Below are 15,994 nucleotides of genomic sequence, written 5' to 3' on the forward strand. Positions count from 1 at the left end.
GGCGACACCGGGCCCCCTCGCGCTGGCGTTCGCCGTATGCCATCGGCGGTTTGGGGGCCGCGGTCGGCGCAGCCGCCCTCGCCACTCTCGTGCCCGCGATGGCGTCGACGACCGAACCTGACACCGACTCCGCCCCGAACCGCACCCTGTCCGCGTCCGTCCCGCACCCCGAGCGGGACTGGATGGGCTCGACCCTCCCCGCACACGAGAAGGCCGCCCCGAAGGCGGCCCCGGCGGCCACTCCCGACGCCGCGACGGTGGAGGGCGTCGACGTCAGCAACCATCAGGGCTCGGTCAACTGGACATCCCTTTGGAACAAGAACGTCCGGTTCGCCTACGTCAAGGCCACCGAGAGCACGACGTACAAGAACCCCGCGTTCTCCTCGCAATACAACGGCGCCTTCAAGAAAGGCATGATCCGCGGCGCCTACCACTTCGCCCTGCCGAACAAGTCGAGCGGCAGCAAGCAGGCGGACTTCTTCGTGCGCAACGGCGGCGACTGGTCCAACGACGGCAAGACGCTGCCGCCCGTACTGGACATGGAGTACAACCCGTACGGCGGGACCTGCTACGGCAAGACGAAGGCTCAGATGGTCAGCTGGATCAAGGACTTCAGCAGCCGGGTGAAATCCCTCACCGGCCGCGATCCGGTGATCTACACGACCACCAGCTGGTGGAAGTCCTGCACCGGCAACAGCGCCGCCTTCGCCTCGAAGAATCCGCTGTGGGTGGCGCGCTACACCGCCTCGCCGGGGGCGCTGCCCGCGGGATGGAAGACCCACACCTTCTGGCAGTACACCTCCACGGGCCCGGTGGTGGGTGACCACAACCGCTTCAACGGAAGCCTGACCGCGCTGAAGGCGCTGGCCAAGGGGTAACCACCCACCCCGCCCCGCTCCGGGGGCGGGGCGGGGTGGCGAGCGGTCAGCCGTCGAGTGCGCCGGTCAGGCCACCGACCACACCGTCGAGGGTGTCGCCGAGGCCGTCCACCACATCGCCGACCACACCGGTCCCCTGGCCGCCGCCGTTCCCCGGCTGCGAGGTCTCGCCGGGCTGCGGGGTGCCGGGGGTGGTCGGGTCGCCGCCGGGTGTCCGGGAGGGCGACGACGGGTCAATCGGGGTCTGGTCGGAACGCTGGGTCGGCGAGGTGGCCACATCGGTGTGCGCGGGCGTGGAGGGCGCCGCGCTCGGCGTGTGAGACGGGGTGTCCGACGCGGTGGGCTCCGTACCGCCGCCGCCCGAGCCGCCGCCGCCCGTACCGCCCGTACCGCCCGTGCCGTCCGTGTGATCCGTCCCGTCCGGAATGAGCCGGGGTTTCGCGGACTCGGAGGGCGAAATATGGCTGCCCGAGGGCTTGTCGTCGACCGTGGGATCGATGTCCGGTTTCTGCTCCTGAGACGCGTGGACATCGGAGCGTGCCTGGGTGGACTTGTCGCCCCCGACCGAGGAGTGGAGGCCGAAGGCTATGGTCCCGGCCACCCCGAGGGCGGCGGCCGCCTTGAGGGATGTGGCCCGGGCCTGCTGGGCAGGTGTGGGGCGGCTGTGTCGGCCCATATCGCTGATGTCTCCCCGTTATCACGTCAAGAACAAGCCAGATCATAGTCACGTGTCCCCGGTGTGCGAAGAGCCGCACACCGGGGACAACCCATGACACACCGGCACTTACCGTGGCACCTAGCGCGCCACTTCCGGATAGAAGTCCCGCGACTGCCCCTTGGCGTCCTTCAGCCGGCCGAGCAGGCTCGCCGGGTACTCGATGACCCAGTAGCTCACCAAAGCCGCGGCCACCGCCACCACCAGCACGATCAGCACGGCGAGCGGAAAGCCCTCCTGGCCGGCTGGCGGCAGCAGTCCGGCCTCGTAGAGGCCGAGCATGATGGGCTCGTGCCAGACGAAGAGGCTGTAGCTGGCCAGTCCGACCGCGGTGAGCCACCGGGCCGACAGCCACGCTTCCCAGCGCCCCGGTTTCCGCACATGGAGGGTGGCGAACAGCAGCACGGTCCACAGCACGGCGGAGAGCGGATGGTAGAAGGTGGTGGCGAAGTCCTCGGGGTCCGCGCTGAGCAGCGACAGCACGTACAGGGTCGCGAGCGGCGCCACGCGCAGCGGGATCGTCGCCTTCGGGCCCAGCCGTCCGCGGTCGCCGAGGGCGACGGTCAGCACCGCGAGACCCATGCCCGCCGCGAACCCGCCGAAGCGGGCCTGCGGACCGAAGTACACCGGCCATTCGGTGTACGGCACCTCGAACCCGTAGCGCGCGACGGCGATCCAGACCATCGGCCCGATGTACAGCAGCGCGCATCCGGCGGCGCACACCGCCACCCGCGCGGCCCTGCTCCGCAGCCGCCGGCAGGCGCGGGCGGCCAGCGGGCCGAGTGCGACGAGCGCCAGATAGAACATGATCTCCAGCGACAACGACCAGGTGGGCCCGATGGTGTAGAAGATCTGCTCCTTGTCGAACACCTGGGTGAAGGTGAGGTGCCGGAGCAGGTCAGGCCAGTCTCCGGGCAGGGACGGATTGCGGGTCGCCCAGATGAACAGGATGGCGAGGAAGTACAGCGGCACGATGCGGATGGCGCGCCGGAAGAGGAACACCCGGGCGGGTTTGGTCGAGCCGCCGTCGATCGCGGCGCGCGCGTACGACAGGGTCAGCAGATACGCGGAGAGGACGAAGAAGAAGTCGATGACCTCGAGCGAGACGAGCGCGTTCGCGTAGGGGTTGGCCACCGGGGCGTGGGAGCCGTCCTGGTCGTACGTGAAGTACTGCTGCCACACGTGGAAGACGACCGTGGCCATCGCGGCCAGTCCGCGGTAGCCCTGGATCTCACCGTTGCGGCGGCGGGCGGTCCCGGACCGCGCCGGTTTCACGACGGCGGGCGCGGCGGGGTGGTGGGTGTTGTTGTTGACCGTGGACAGGGTGCTCATGCGCGGGGTACCGCCTTGCCGCCGCCGGACCGCGGGGTGACCCGCCACTGCTGGTCCCGCAGCACCTCCTTGAGGAGCGCCTGGCGGGCCACGATGTTCTTGAAGTGGCTGTAGAAGAAGGTCGCCACGAAGAGGTACCGCCAGAACCACGCCCTGCGGCGGCGCAGTTCGGGTATCGCCAGCCGCCACGCGAACAGCGCCTGCACCACTCCGGCGGAGAGCGTGAACAGCGTGGCCAGCAGGCCGATCGGCACCGCCCAGTCGAGTTCGCCGGGGCCGCCCGCGCGCCAGGCCGCGTACAGCAGGACGGGCAGGATCTGGAGGGTCAGCCACGGCTGCACCTCGCGCCAGCCGAGGAGGACGAACAGCCCCGCCTTCTGACGGAAGGTGAAGGCCGGGGAACGCATCGCGCGCCACAGGTACTTGAGCGACACCTGGAGCCAGCCCTGGGCCCAGCGCGACCGCTGGTTCCACAGCGCCTTGACGGTGGTGGGCGCCAGCTCGCGGGAGACGAGGGTGCGGTCGGTGGCGATTTTGGCGCCCTCGTGGAGGGCCCGCATGGTGGCGTCGATGTCCTCGGTGAGCATCGAGCCGTGCATCCGGGTGCGGGCGAGCAGATCGGTGCGCCAGAAGCCGTTGGAGCCGCCGAAGACGCCGAACGTGTAGAGCCGGGTGCGGCCCGGGTGGCTGACGGCGTAGATGGCCTCGAACTCCACGCCCACCAGCTTGGCGACCCAGGAGCTGTCGCCGTTGCGGATCACGCAGTGGCCCTGGACCACGTCGTACCCGTGGGACAGCCAGTGCCAGGCGTTCTTGAAGGCGTCGGGGGCCGGGTGGTGGTCGGCGTCGAAGATGCCGACCATCTCGCCGCGCACCCGGGTGACGGCGGCGTTGATGTTCTGCGCCTTGGAGGTGGATCCCGCCACCGGCAGCAGCACCAGGCGCGGATCGCGGCGGGCCATCTCCCGGAGGGTGTCCTCGACGGGCATCGGGTGCGGGGTGTTGTAGGCGAGCACGATTTCGAGCTCGTTGGGGTAGTCCAGCCGCAGGAACGATTCGACGGTGTCGACGATGGTCGCGGCCTCATTGGGGAGATACGCGGCGATGACGGCGCCGGCCGGTGGATACGGCTGCGCGGGCCGTTCGGGGCGGGACGCGGCGTCGAGCGAGAAGAGGCACTCCAGCACGATGAGCACCGCGGAGACGATGAGGCCGCCGACCACCACCCAGTAGGCCGCCGATCCGACGTCCCAGCCCAGTTCGTACATCTGCTGGTAGAACACGAAGGGGACGGCCACGCCGAGCACGAGCACGAATAAGGGCGAGAGGGCCGAGAGCAGGGCCTGCACCGCCACGGTGACACGGCGTCGCCCGCGGGGCGCGCCACGCATCCAGGCCGCGTACTTGACCGGGCGCAGATCCCGGTGGCGGATGGACTCGGCCACCGCGTCCCGGGCCTGGTCCACGGCCTGGTGGCGGTCGGGGCAGTCGGTGAGCGGGGTCCAGCCGATGGCCGGGGTCAGCCGCACGTTCTCGTCGGCGACGACGAAGCGGGTGCCGGCCACGGTGTTGGCGAACTTCTGGAGGGTGCTGCGCGCGGTGTCGTCGTCGACGCCGGGCATCAGCATCAGCAGCCGCCCGTCGTCGTCCCAGCCGAGCCGGTCGCACACCCCGCCCAGCTTCTCCGCCACCCCGGCCAGCCGCTCGGCGACCTCGCGGCGCACCCGCGGCCCCAGCCGGGCCTCCAGCGCGGCCATCTCGGCGACGCCGACCATGGCCACGACACCGCCGCTGCGGCTGTCGTCGGCACGCTTGAGTTCCCGGTCGAGTTCGCCCAGGAAGTGCGGTTGGGAGTACAGGCCGGTACGCGGGTCCAGCAGCAGGTTCTCGACGGGCACCGGGACCCGGCGCAGCTTGGCCTCGATGCGGGCGGCCAGTTCGACGGGGTCGGAGGTGTCCGGTACGCAGTCGTCGGCGCCGCCGCGCAGCATGTCGGCGACGCCGGTGGGGCCGGGGCCCGTGGTGACCATGAGCAGGGGCAGTGCCCGGCCCGCGGGGGCGGCACGGACCTCGCGGATCACCTCCAGTCCTTCGTCGCCGCCGTCGAGGGCGACGATGGCGTCGGGCGGGGTCTGCCGGAGCTGCCGGTCCACGTCGCCGGGCCGGGCGTGGCTCACCTCGTGGCCCGCGGACACCAGGGTCCGGGTCAGCCGGTCGATGCCCGGGCCGGGCGCGCCGACCGCCAGCACATGTCCGCTCGGGCCGTCGGCGATGGCCTGGGCCGTCCCGGACGCACCGGGTTCGGCCGAACGTCCGGAGGTTCCTTCGGACGATGTTTCCGATGATTCGGGTGACCGCGCATGGTGCGAAATCAGCACCTGAGGAGTTCCTTCCTTGCCAGGTCGTGCGTCACCGAACGGGATGCCGGGGCGCTATGCCGGGGCATGCGGAATGCCGTCCGCGCGGGGGCATATGCCGAGCGTGGCCGTATAGCTGCCCGAGGGGGCTTATGGAGTGGCGAATCGCCGTTGGTGAGGCTTCGCGTGAGGGTTTTCGGCGTTGCTACGCGGAGGCCGTGGCCGGTCCGCTGCCGCGAGGGCAGGGTCTCCGGCGCTGCCCGGGACAGGCGCGTACCGCTCTTGCCGGGCCGCGGGACACGCGAGCGTGTTCCAGCGAAGTGTGCATGGGTCCCATCCTTGTTCGGATCGTGGGGGGAGGACCGAACGTCACCAGTGCGACCAACCGGCTTTTTGTACGGGCCAGTCGGAAGCCCCAGTCTCTTCGATGACAACAGAACGGCACAACACCATCAGGTAACACTCTCATTAATCGATCACTGCACGCTGGTGACTCCCGCGGTGTTCGGCCTTGTCGGCGTCCCGCCGGCGTCCCGTCGGTGACCTGTCGGTGCCCATAGGCGGTGCGTCGGTGTGGTGTCGGTGGCATCGCTCACTCTTGCGAGCAGAAGGGATTCGGGGGACGGCCAAAAGGAGTGCACGATGCGGAATATGCGAGTCCTGATTTCCGGCGCCAGTGTCGCCGGACCGGCTCTGGCGTACTGGCTCGACCGCTACGGATACGAGGTCACCGTGGTGGAGCGGTACGCCCGGTTGCGGCCCGGCGGGCAGGCCATCGATGTCCGGGGCACGGCGCTGGAGGTGTGTGAGCGCATGGGGGTCCTGGAGGAGATCCGCGCTCACAGCACCGGTCTGCGCGGCATGTCGACGGTCGACGGCGACGGAAAGGAACTGTCCAGTACCACCGAATGGACCGCGAGCGGCGGGCGGCTCGACACCCCCGACGTCGAGATTCTCCGCGACGATCTGGCGACGATTCTCGTGGGCGCGGGAGGAAAGGGCATCGAATATCTCTTCGACGACTCGATCGCCGCACTCGCCCAGGGCCCCGGCGAAGTGGCCGTCACCTTCCGCAGCGGGTTGTCGCGCACCTTCGATCTCGTGGTGGCCGCCGACGGAGTGCACTCCAGCACCCGCCGACTCGTCTTCGGTCCCGAGGAGAACTTCATCCGGCCCCTGGGCAGTTATCTGGCCGTGTGGACCGTGCCGAATTATCTCGGCCTCGACCGCTGGCAGGTGGCCTACCTGATGAACGACGCCGACGCGTGGGGCGGAATGGTGATGAGCGTCCGCGACAACACCGAGGCCCGGGTCTACGTCGGCTTCGGCTCGGACGAGCCGCCCGCGCGGGTGCTCGGCGACCGCACCCCCTCGGAGCACAAGCAGCTGGTGGCCGAGCGGTACGCGAACGCGCGCTGGGAGATGCCACGGCTGCTGGAGTACATGTGGGGCGCCCCCGACTTCCACTTCGACGCGGTCGCCCAGATCCACATGGACTCCTGGTCCCGTGGCCGGGTGGCGCTGCTCGGCGACGCGGGCTACTGCGGCTCGCCCGCCTCCGGCCAGGGCACCTCCATGGCCCTGGTCGGGGCGTACGTCCTGGCGGGCGAGCTGAAGGCCGCGGGCGGTGACCACACCACGGCCTTCGCCGCCTACGAGCACGAACTGCGCGACTTCGTGACCGCCAACCAGGAGCTGGCCCTGGTCAACAAGGAGCGGATGGACGCCGAGCTCAACGGGGACGACCAGGATGTGTACACCAACGACTTCTACAAGGTGGTCAACTCGCTGACGCTCAAGGACTACTGAGGCCTCTAGGACACCACGTCCTTCCGGCCGAAGCCACGGAAGGCGAGGGCGAAGAGCACCAGCGCGTACGCCACCGACACCGCCGTGCCCTTCAGCATTCCGCCCCACTCCATGTGGGGCTGGAGTGCGTCGGCCCAGGCGAACTGCCAGTGCGCGGGCAGGAACTCGCGCCAGGAGCCCAGCGCCGTGACGGCGTCCAGTACATTGCCCACGATGGTCAGCCCGACCGCGCCGCCCACCGCACCCAGCGGTGCGTCGGTGACGGTCGACAGCCAGAACGCGAGGGCGGCGGTGATGAGTTGGGACAGGAAGATGTACGTGACCACCAGGGCGAGCCGGGCGAGGGCGTCGCCCGTGCCCAGCTCGCCGCCGGTGGGCAGGCGCAGCGGCCCCCAGCCGTACGCCACCGTCCCCACCAGCAGCGCGACGAGCGGCAGCAGCACCATCGCGGCCGCGCTGAACGCCAGCGCCACGGCCAGCTTTCCGGCCAGCAGCCGCGCCCGGGGCACGGGCGCGGCCAGCAGATAGCGCAGCGAGGACCAGTTGGCCTCCGAGGCGACGGTGTCACCGCAGAACAGCGCGACGGGCACGACCAGCAGGAAGGCCGCCGAGACGAAGAGCGCGGTGGCCGCGAGGTTGGCGCCCGAGGAGGTGGCGGTCTCCATCAGGGTGACCCGGTCGTCCCGCCCCTCGGGCGTGCCGCCGATCGCGAACGCGGCGACGAGGACGAACGGCAGCGCGGCCAGCACCACGCCCATCACCAGGGTGCGGCGCCGGCGCAGCTGCCGCACCGCCTCGACCCGCAGGGGCAGGGTGTGGCGCGCCCGGTAGCCGGGCGCCGCCTCCGTAACGGAGCTCACGGAGCTCACGGGGCTGCTCATGCGGATCCTCCTTCGATCAGCGTCAGGAACGCGTCCTCCAGGCGCCGGTTGGGCCCGAAGCTGGTCACCGGGACTTCCAGCCGCACCAGCTCGGCGAGCAGCCGCGCCGGGGCGGCGCCGTCGACCAGGACGAGCAGCCCGGCGTCGGTGCGCACCGCGGAGGTGATGCCGGGCAGCGCGCTCACCTTGTCGACCAGGGCGTCGCTCAGTTCGCCCTCGTGGCCGACCAGCAGGCTCTCCCCGGTGCCGGTGATCTCCCCGGCCGGGCCTGCCTGCACCAGCCGCCCGCGGTCCATGACGACCAGATGGGTGCAGGACTGTTCGACCTCGGCCAGGAGATGGCTGGAGACGATCACCGTGCGTCCGGCGGCCGCGTACCGGATCATCACCTCGCGCATCTCGCGGATCTGGGGCGGGTCGAGGCCATTGGTCGGCTCGTCCAGGATGAGCAGATCGGGCAGGCCCAGCATGGCCTGGGCGATGGCGAGCCGCTGCCGCATGCCCTGGGAGTACGTGCGCACCGCGCGCTCCAGTGCGTCGCCGAGACCGGCGATCTCCAGCGCCTCGTCGAGGTGCGAATCCTCGGCGGGCCGTCCGGTGGCGCGCCAGTACAGCTCCAGGTTGGCGCGTCCGGTCAGATGCGGCAGGAAGCCCGCTCCCTCGACGAAGGCGCCCACCCGGGACAGGACGGGCGCGCCGGGCCTGATGGCCTGGCCGAAGACACGGATCTCCCCGCCGTCCGGGCTGATGAGGCCCATCAGCATGCGCAGTGTGGTGGTCTTTCCGGCGCCGTTCGGCCCGAGCAGTCCGAGTACCTGCCCCTTCTCGACACGGAAGGAGAGGTCGCGCACGGCGTACCGGTCGGCGGACTTGGCGTAGCGCTTGCTGAGGCCGGTGATCTGGAGCGGTACGTCGGTCAGCGCGGGGTCCGGCGGCGGCGCGGACGTCGGCCGCCTGCCGGTCAGCAGCACGCCGAGCGCCACCACGGCGCCGCCCAGCGGCAGCCCCCACACCCACCACGGCAGCGAGGCGGGCTCGGTGTGCACCCCGGGCGCGGTCGGCACGCTCAGGCCGTCGCCCGCGAGCGCGACGCGGTACGTGGCGGGCTGGGCCGGGGAGGCGTAGCCGAGGTCGGTGGAGGCGAGCACGAGCCGCAGCGAGTGGCCCGCGATGACCTCGTGGTCGACGGCGGGCAGCCGGAGCGTGACGATCTTCCCCTGCTTCGCGTCGGTGACGCGAACGGGGGTGACGAGCTGGGAGGGCAGGGTCTGCTGCCCGTCCGGCCCGACGTCGTACACCTTGGCGAACAGCACGGCGTCGTCGGTGTCCGCCCGCACGCGGACGTTCACCTCGGGCGTGCCGGTGATCCGCAGCGACTGTTTCAGCGGCGCGGAGTCGAATCGGGCGAACTGGCCGGGGACGTCGAGGGAGACGCCGATCCCGAACGAGGACGCCTGGGACAGCGCGGCGATGCCCGGCACCGTGGAGACCGACGGCGGTCCGCCGCCGGGCGGGTTCGCGAACGACTGCTCGCGGCCGCGCAGCGCCACGTTCCGGCGGCCGTCCTCCAGGCCCGGGTAGCGGTCGCCGGTGGCGCCGCGCAGCTGGACGGCGCCGTTGGTGGAGTCCACGCCGCCGGAGCGGGTGACCCGGAAGGCGGGCCCGGTGTCGGTGCCCCGGTCGCCCCTCAAATAGCGGTCGAACCAGTCCCGGGTGCGGGCCTGGACGCGCCCGGTCTCGCGGTCGCCGCCGTCGTGTCCTCCGTCGGTCCAGTCGACGTCGACCGGGGCGCCGTTGGCCTTGATCGCCTTCGCCATCGCATCGGCCTGACCGAGCGGGAAGAGGGAGTCGGACTGGCCCTGGAAGATCAGTGTCGGGGCCTTGATCCGGTCGGCCACGGCGGACGGGCTGCGGGCCTCCAGCATGCGCCGGGCGGCGTCGTCCGGCTTCCCGGCGACCGCGACGCGTTCGTACATCGCGCACAGCTGCTTCTCGAACCGTCCGCAGCCCTGGTTCCGGCCGTCCGCGGCGGGCGGGGCGCTCGGGGCGGTCTGGCCGCCCTGGCCTTCCTGACCACCGCCCTGAGCACCGCCCTGACCGCCTCCTCCGCCGCCCTGCGGGCCGGACTCGTCCTGGGAGCCCTGGGAGTCCTGGCCCTGCTGACCTCCGGAGAGGTCGGCCGAGCCGGTGGTGAAGAAGAGCCCGGCCCACAGCTTCTTGAAGACGCCGTTCGGGAACAGCGCGTCGGCCAGGTTCCAGTAGGTGATCTCGGGCGCGATGGCGTCGACCCGCCGGTCGTACCCCGCGGCGAGCAGCGACACCGCCCCGCCGTACGAGGCACCGGCGACGCCCACGCGCGGATCGCCCCGGGCGTCGAGCCGCACCTCGGGCCGCTTCGCCAGCCAGTCGATCAGCCGCCGGGCGTCGGCCACCTCATGGTCGGGGTCGTTGAGCCCGATCTTGCCGGTCGATCTCCCGAAGCCACGCGCCGACCAGGTCAGCACGGCGTAACCGTCCCGGGCCAGCTCCTCGGCCTGCTCCCGGACGTCCTCCTTGCTGCCCCCGAAGCCGTGGGCGAGCAGCACCGCGGGGCGGCGGCCCTGGCCCGCGGTGAAGTACGAGGTGTCCAGACGCGTCCCGGGCATGTCCAGCACCCGGTCCTCACGGTGCACGGCCGGCCGGTCGTCGGCGGCTACGACGGTGGCCCAGGTGCCCGTGCCCGCGAGGACGGCGACAGCGGCCACCGTCGCGAGCAGCCGCCGACCGCGCAGGGTCTTTCGGAGATCCATGACAGAACCCTAGGCATGAGATGCCGACGTCGGCGCTGACATCAGACGGATTCCGTCCTGCTTCTCAAGGAGTATCCGGCAACGCGCCGTACACCCGACGCGGTACGCAGCGGATCACGCCGTTCCGCCCTCGCTGAGGGACGACGCACGTCACAATGTCGCCCATGGGGGACTATCTGGACGAAAATCTGCGCCGTTTGATCCGCGAGGCGATGGCCGATCCCGACCGCAACCGCCCGTTCTCGGGCGACAGCCGGGAGTCGGTGCTGTCCCCGGAGACCCTGCGCACCATGGCCGGGATCGTCGACCGCGCCCGGGGCCGTCTGACGCCCGCGCAGGTGAGCCCGGCCGAGGTGGACATCGAGGCGGTCTATCTGGCGGCCTGCTTCCATCTGGCGCGAGGCCCGCACGCCCCCGAGACCGAGGCCGCGGAGGACCGCCTCGCCGCGGGCTTCCTCTTCTCGGTCGTGCACGCGCTGCGGCCCACTGCCCTTCCCCGGGCGCTCAGGGAGGGGCTGACCGGCACGACCGCGCAGGTGGCACCGGCCTGGCAGATCCTGCACGCGATCTCCGTCGTGCTGTTCTCCGCCAGCGCGTCCGCCCGGGACGAGGCCGGGCTGTGGCGGGCCGCCGAGATGTTCCGTCACACGCGGGAGATGGCGCCCGAGGAGAACGCTCCCCGGATCCTCTTCAACGAGGGCTCCGCGCTGGCCACGCTCTTCGATCTCACCGGGGATCAGACGCTGATCATCGCGGCGGTCGCGCTGATGCGGCAGGCCGTGGCGGCGTTCCCCGACGACGAGGAGCCGCCCGCCGCGGTGCTGGACGCGCTGGCCGCGGCGCAGGCCAGAGTGGCACCGCCCGCCCCCGTGGCCGACGATGCCACGCCGGGCGGGCGCATGGCCCGGTACAGCCTGACGGGGGCGCCGGGCGATCTGGACACCTCCATCGCGGGCGTACGAGCGGAGCTGGACGCCACGCCCACCGGCGATCCGGCCCGCGAGGGGCACCGGATCAGTCTGGGCAATCTGTTGCGGATGCGCTTCGAGGCCACCGGCCACCTCGGCGACCTGACCGAGGCCATCGGCCTCCTGCGGGACGCGCTGCGGACCGTGGCCGACGACGCGCTGCGGTCCCCGGCGTACTCCCTGCTCGGCCTCGCCCTCCTCGACCAGTACGTCAACACCGGCAGGCCGGCCGATCTCGACGCCGCCACCGCGGCCGCCCGGAGCGCGATGGCGGGCAGCACTCCCCTGTCACCCCACCACGGTCAGCTGCTCACCAATCTGGCCTCCGTACTGCACGCACGCTTCCAGGCACACGGCGAACTGGGGGAACTGGCCGAGGCCATCCGCCACTTGGAGCATGCGGTGGCCGCCACTCCGCCGCATCAGCACGACCATCCCGTGATGCGGATCAAGCTGGCCGTGGCCCTCGGGGCGCGCGGGCAGCACACCGGGCAGGTCGCCGAGGTCGACCGTGGTGTCGAGGTGCTGCGGTCGGTGCTCGCCGGGCTTCCGGCCACCAGTCCGCACTGGCAGGCGGCGAGCATGGAGCTGGGCGCGCTCCTGACGGCACGTTCGGGAATGACCCACGCCCCGGGAGATCTCCTCGCCGCCACGCGGCAGTTCCGCGCCACCGCGCTCGCACCCGGCGAGGACATCCGCATCCGGCTGTGGTCGGCCTGCCTCTGGGGGCTGAACGGCGCGTACTTCGGCGATCTGCCCGAGGCCACGCGGGCGTTCGGGGTCGCGCTGGACGATCTGCTCCCCAAGCTCACCGGCCGGGCGCTGGACCGGCGGTCGAGGGAGGTGCGGCTGCGCGAGCTGCCGTCGCCGGCCTGTAGCGCCGCCGCCGTCGAGATCAGCGCGGACCGCCCCGAAGAGGCGCTGGTACGGCTCGAACAGGGCCGTGGCGTGTTATTGGCCCAGGCGCTGCGGCTGCGCGGCCGCCACCCCGAACTGGACGCGACGGCACCCGAACTCGCCGGGCGGTTCGAGCGGGTGTGCGCCGACCTGATCGAGGAGCGCGGCACCGCCCCGCAACGCGCCGCCCTGAACGCGGAGTTCGCGTCCCTCCTGACCGAGATCCGGCGGCTCGAGGGCTTCGAGCGGTTCCACCGGCCGCTCGACTGGGAGCGGCTGCGTACGGTGGCCGCGCGGGGCCCGGTCGTGGTGCTCAACATCGCGGAGCTGCGCTGTGACGCCCTGCTGCTGCGCGCCGACGCCGACGGCGGGACCGGCGTCGACGTGCTTCCGCTCGCCGGGATCACCCGGGCCGAGGTCAGCCGCCGCTCCGAGGGTTTCCACGCCGCCGTCACGGCGCTCTCCTCCGCCGCGGGCCTGGCCGACGCGGACACCCACCAGCGGACCATGGACGACACGCTGGAGTGGCTGTGGGAGCACATCGCGGGCCCCGTGCTCACCCGGCTCGGGCTGGACCGGCCGGTGGGGTCCGAGGCCGAGGACGGGGAGTGGCCACGGCTGTGGTGGTGTCCCACCGGACCCCTCGCACTGCTGCCGCTGCACGCGGCGCGGTGCCCCGCGGACGGCAGCCATGTGCAGGACCGGGTGGTGTCGTCGTACACCCCGACGCTGGGCGCCCTGCTGCACGCCCGGGACCGGGCGGCGCCGTCCGGCAAGCCGCCCACGCTGGCCGCCGGGGGAGTGCCCGCGCCCCCGCCCGGCGCGGACGGCACCACGCTTCCGCCGCTGCCCGCGGTGGACGACGAACTGGCGGCGGTGGCCGAGCTGCCGGTCGGGCAGTCCCGGCTGCTGGGCACGGACGCCACCCCCGAGGCCGTACTCGCCGCGCTGCGCAACGCTCCGTACGCGCATCTGGCGTGCCACGGCTCGTACGACCCCGAGGATCCGTCGGCGGGCGGGCTGCTGCTGCACGGCGGTGAGCTGACCGTGCACGATCTGACCACCCAGCGGCTGGACGAGGCGGAGTTCGCGTACCTCTCCGCCTGCCACACCGCCGCGCCCGGCACCGCCCTGGTCGACGAGGTGATCACGCTCGCCTCGGCGTTCCAGCTGTGCGGCTACCGCCATGTGATCGGCAGCCTGTGGACGCTGAAGGACGCGATCACACCCAATCTCGCCCGGGACACGTACGGGGCGCTGGGCGCGGCGCGGTCGATGGCAGGCTCGGCACACGCGCTGCACCGGGCGGTCCAGCGGCTGCGTGCTGAACGGCGCTACGCGGAACCGCTGTTCTGGGCGTCAATGATTCACATCGGCCCGTAGCGGGGTGCGCCCGGGCGACAGAGAAAGCGCACAAATGCGGTCAGGAATAATCCTTGCCCATCACATCCGTAAACGTTTCCGGGTCGACGTCGAATCCACGGACGACGCTGTGGATTCCCCACTCCCCCGCTTCGTCCCGGGTGAACTCCGCGACCGTGGCTGCCGTGGCTCCGGAGACGCCGGTGAAATCACCTTCCATCAGCTCGGTATATCCCTCGACAATCCGGACGCTGGTGTTCCGGACATCGCCGAAGGTCTTCCGCCCGGCGTTCTGCTGGATGGCCACACCCACGACGACCCGGGAGTACTCCTCCGACAGCCGCTCGAACTCCAAGGTCATCGCCTCGTCGGTGCCCAGTCCCTGGCCGGTGCGGCTGTCCCGATTGAGGTAAATGGTGCCGTCGGGCGACCGGCTGTCGAAGTGCACCAGATACGCGGGTTCACCGTACGGATCGCTCGCACGGTAGGTCCCGGCGACGATGTCGAGATCATTGGCCGGTTCCCCGCTGGGGCTGGGGTCCCACTTGAGCGCCACCTCGATTTTCCCGAGCCCCTTGTTCAGACCACTCATCCAGACTTCCCTTTCCCCTTACCCGTGTTGAATACGCGTCCGGTCAATCCTATCGTGCGCAAGGCCAGTTGAGGCTTTGGCCAGGGGCGGAGCACCCGGCGCTCGGATGATCGGCGATCTTCCTAGGCCCGCCCGGCATTCCCCCCGGTGTCCACCCCGCGATGAGGGCTCTCTACTATGGGCCTCCGTACTAACGGAGGTAAGCGTCTGACGGCGGAAGGAAGCGTCCATGCGGCGGCTGGGGGATCTCGAGGCGGAGATCATGGACCGTCTGTGGACGTGGCGGCGCCCGGCGACGGTGCGGGAGATCGTCGACGACATCAACACACAGCGGCCGGTCGCTTACACCACGGTGATGACCGTGGCCACCATCCTCTACAACAAGGGCTGGCTCCAGCGCGGCAAAGAGGGCCGGGCCTGGCTGTACTCGCCGGTACGCAGCCGTGAGGAGTACTCCGCCGCGCTGATGGAGGACGCGCTGGGCACCAGCCAGGACCGCCCGGCGGCGCTCGCCCACTTCGTCGAGCAGATGGGCCCCGAGGAGGTCAGCGCCCTGCGCAAGGCGCTGCGGGCGGCAGGGCGGCGGAACCAGGAGTGATCCCGGCGTTCGCCCTGGCCTGCTACGCGGCCGCGGTCGGCACCCTGGCCCCGCGGATCCTGCTGCGCAGCGCCTGGCCGCACCGCTCCCCCGCGCTCGCCGTGGCCGCCTGGCAGGGCCTGGCCGTGTCGTTCACGGTCGCGCTGGCGCTGGCCGCGTACCACCTCGCCGTCCCGACCGGACACCTCGACGCGGGAGTGTCCGGCTTAGTGCACTTGTGCGGGCTGTCGTGGCACGCCCGCCTCCCGGTGCCCGGCCCCCTCGACATCCCGGCCGCCGTGCTGCCGCTCCTGGTGGCGCTGCTCACGCTCGCCCGCTTCGGCCACGAGGTGCTGCGGGCGCGGCGGGCCCGCTCCCGCCACCTGGGTGTGCTGGCCCTGGTCGGGCGCCGCTCGGCGGGGCTGCGCGCCACCGTGCTCGACCATGAGCTGCCCGCCGTGTACTGCCTGCCGGGGCGCTGCCCGCGCGTGGTCGTCAGCACGGGCGCGCTGCGCGTGCTGTCCAGCGCCCAGCTCGACGCCGTCCTGGACCATGAGCGCGCGCACATCGCGGGCCGCCACCATCTGACGCTGGCCGCGGCCGAGGCGTTCGCCAGGGCCTTCCGGTGGCTGCCGCTGGCCCGCGCCGCCCGCGAGCAGACGGCGATGCTGCTGGAGATGGCGGCGGACGACCGCGCGCTGCGCCGCCACCCGCGCGAGACGCTCGCCGCGGCGCTGTACGAGATGGCGGCGAGCCGTACGCCCCGCGGGGCGTTCGCGGCCGGTGGCCCCGGCGCCCTGGTCCGGCTGCACCGCATGCTGGGCCCGCACCGCCGCC

General features: G+C 71.7%; 11 protein-coding genes. 5 read left to right on the forward strand and 6 right to left on the reverse strand.

Annotation, left to right across the window (positions count from 1 at the left end; translation table 11 throughout):
• The first annotated feature begins 98 nt into the window (after positions 1-98).
• Positions 99-878 (forward strand): lysozyme, encoded by a 780-nt coding sequence (locus EEJ42_RS09520; RefSeq protein ID WP_246096279.1) that lies wholly within the window; start codon positions 99-101, stop codon positions 876-878.
• Positions 879-924: 46 nt separating this feature from the next.
• Here EEJ42_RS09520 and EEJ42_RS09525 read toward each other — a convergent pair whose 3' ends face one another.
• The 3 genes from EEJ42_RS09525 to EEJ42_RS09535 form a co-directional block, all read right to left on the reverse strand.
• A complete protein-coding gene (locus EEJ42_RS09525; protein WP_123099526.1) occupies positions 925-1,554 on the reverse strand; it encodes an extensin in 630 nt (209 codons plus the stop codon).
• 120 nt (positions 1,555-1,674) lie between these two features.
• Positions 1,675-2,925 (reverse strand): acyltransferase family protein, encoded by a 1,251-nt coding sequence (locus tag EEJ42_RS09530; RefSeq protein WP_123099536.1) that lies wholly within the window; start codon positions 2,923-2,925, stop codon positions 1,675-1,677.
• On the reverse strand, positions 2,922-4,916 hold the full coding sequence (locus tag EEJ42_RS09535; RefSeq protein WP_123099535.1) for a glycosyltransferase: 1,995 nt from the start codon (positions 4,914-4,916) through the stop codon (positions 2,922-2,924). The genes EEJ42_RS09530 and EEJ42_RS09535 overlap by 4 nt, the downstream gene beginning before the upstream one ends.
• A 1,008-nt stretch (positions 4,917-5,924) precedes the next feature.
• Here EEJ42_RS09535 and EEJ42_RS09540 point away from each other — a divergent pair.
• Positions 5,925-7,091, forward strand: coding sequence for an FAD-dependent monooxygenase (locus EEJ42_RS09540; RefSeq protein ID WP_123099527.1), 1,167 nt, complete (start codon positions 5,925-5,927; stop codon positions 7,089-7,091).
• A 5-nt stretch (positions 7,092-7,096) separates the two neighbouring features.
• Here the strand turns inward: EEJ42_RS09540 and EEJ42_RS09545 are convergent, their stop codons facing one another.
• Positions 7,097-7,972, reverse strand: a complete 876-nt coding sequence (locus EEJ42_RS09545; protein ID WP_123099528.1) for an ABC transporter permease — start codon at positions 7,970-7,972, stop codon at positions 7,097-7,099.
• Complete coding sequence (locus EEJ42_RS09550; protein WP_123099529.1) at positions 7,969-10,761, reverse strand: alpha/beta fold hydrolase; 2,793 nt, start codon at positions 10,759-10,761, stop codon at positions 7,969-7,971. The genes EEJ42_RS09545 and EEJ42_RS09550 overlap by 4 nt, the downstream gene beginning before the upstream one ends.
• Before the next feature lie 164 nt (positions 10,762-10,925).
• Between EEJ42_RS09550 and EEJ42_RS09555 the strand changes: the two genes are divergently transcribed.
• Entirely contained in the window at positions 10,926-14,009 is a 3,084-nt protein-coding gene (locus EEJ42_RS09555; RefSeq protein WP_123099530.1) for a CHAT domain-containing protein, read from the forward strand.
• Between the two features lie 40 nt (positions 14,010-14,049).
• Here the strand turns inward: EEJ42_RS09555 and EEJ42_RS09560 are convergent, their stop codons facing one another.
• Positions 14,050-14,580 (reverse strand): TerD family protein, encoded by a 531-nt coding sequence (locus tag EEJ42_RS09560; protein WP_123099531.1) that lies wholly within the window; start codon positions 14,578-14,580, stop codon positions 14,050-14,052.
• A gap of 229 nt (positions 14,581-14,809) precedes the next feature.
• Here EEJ42_RS09560 and EEJ42_RS09565 point away from each other — a divergent pair, with 229 nt between their 5' ends.
• Together EEJ42_RS09565 and EEJ42_RS09570 are read left to right on the forward strand one after the other, a co-directional pair.
• Positions 14,810-15,178 carry a BlaI/MecI/CopY family transcriptional regulator gene (locus EEJ42_RS09565; RefSeq protein WP_009720553.1) on the forward strand — a complete coding sequence of 123 codons (369 nt, stop codon included), beginning with the start codon at positions 14,810-14,812 and terminating at the stop codon, positions 15,176-15,178.
• A 197-nt stretch (positions 15,179-15,375) separates the two neighbouring features.
• Positions 15,376-15,994, forward strand: a 619-nt coding sequence (locus EEJ42_RS09570; RefSeq protein WP_246096286.1) for a M56 family metallopeptidase, incomplete at its 3' end; no start/stop codon positions are given.

Source organism: Streptomyces botrytidirepellens, assembly GCF_003721215.1.
GTDB classification, from domain to species: Bacteria; Actinomycetota; Actinomycetes; order Streptomycetales; family Streptomycetaceae; genus Streptomyces; species Streptomyces himastatinicus.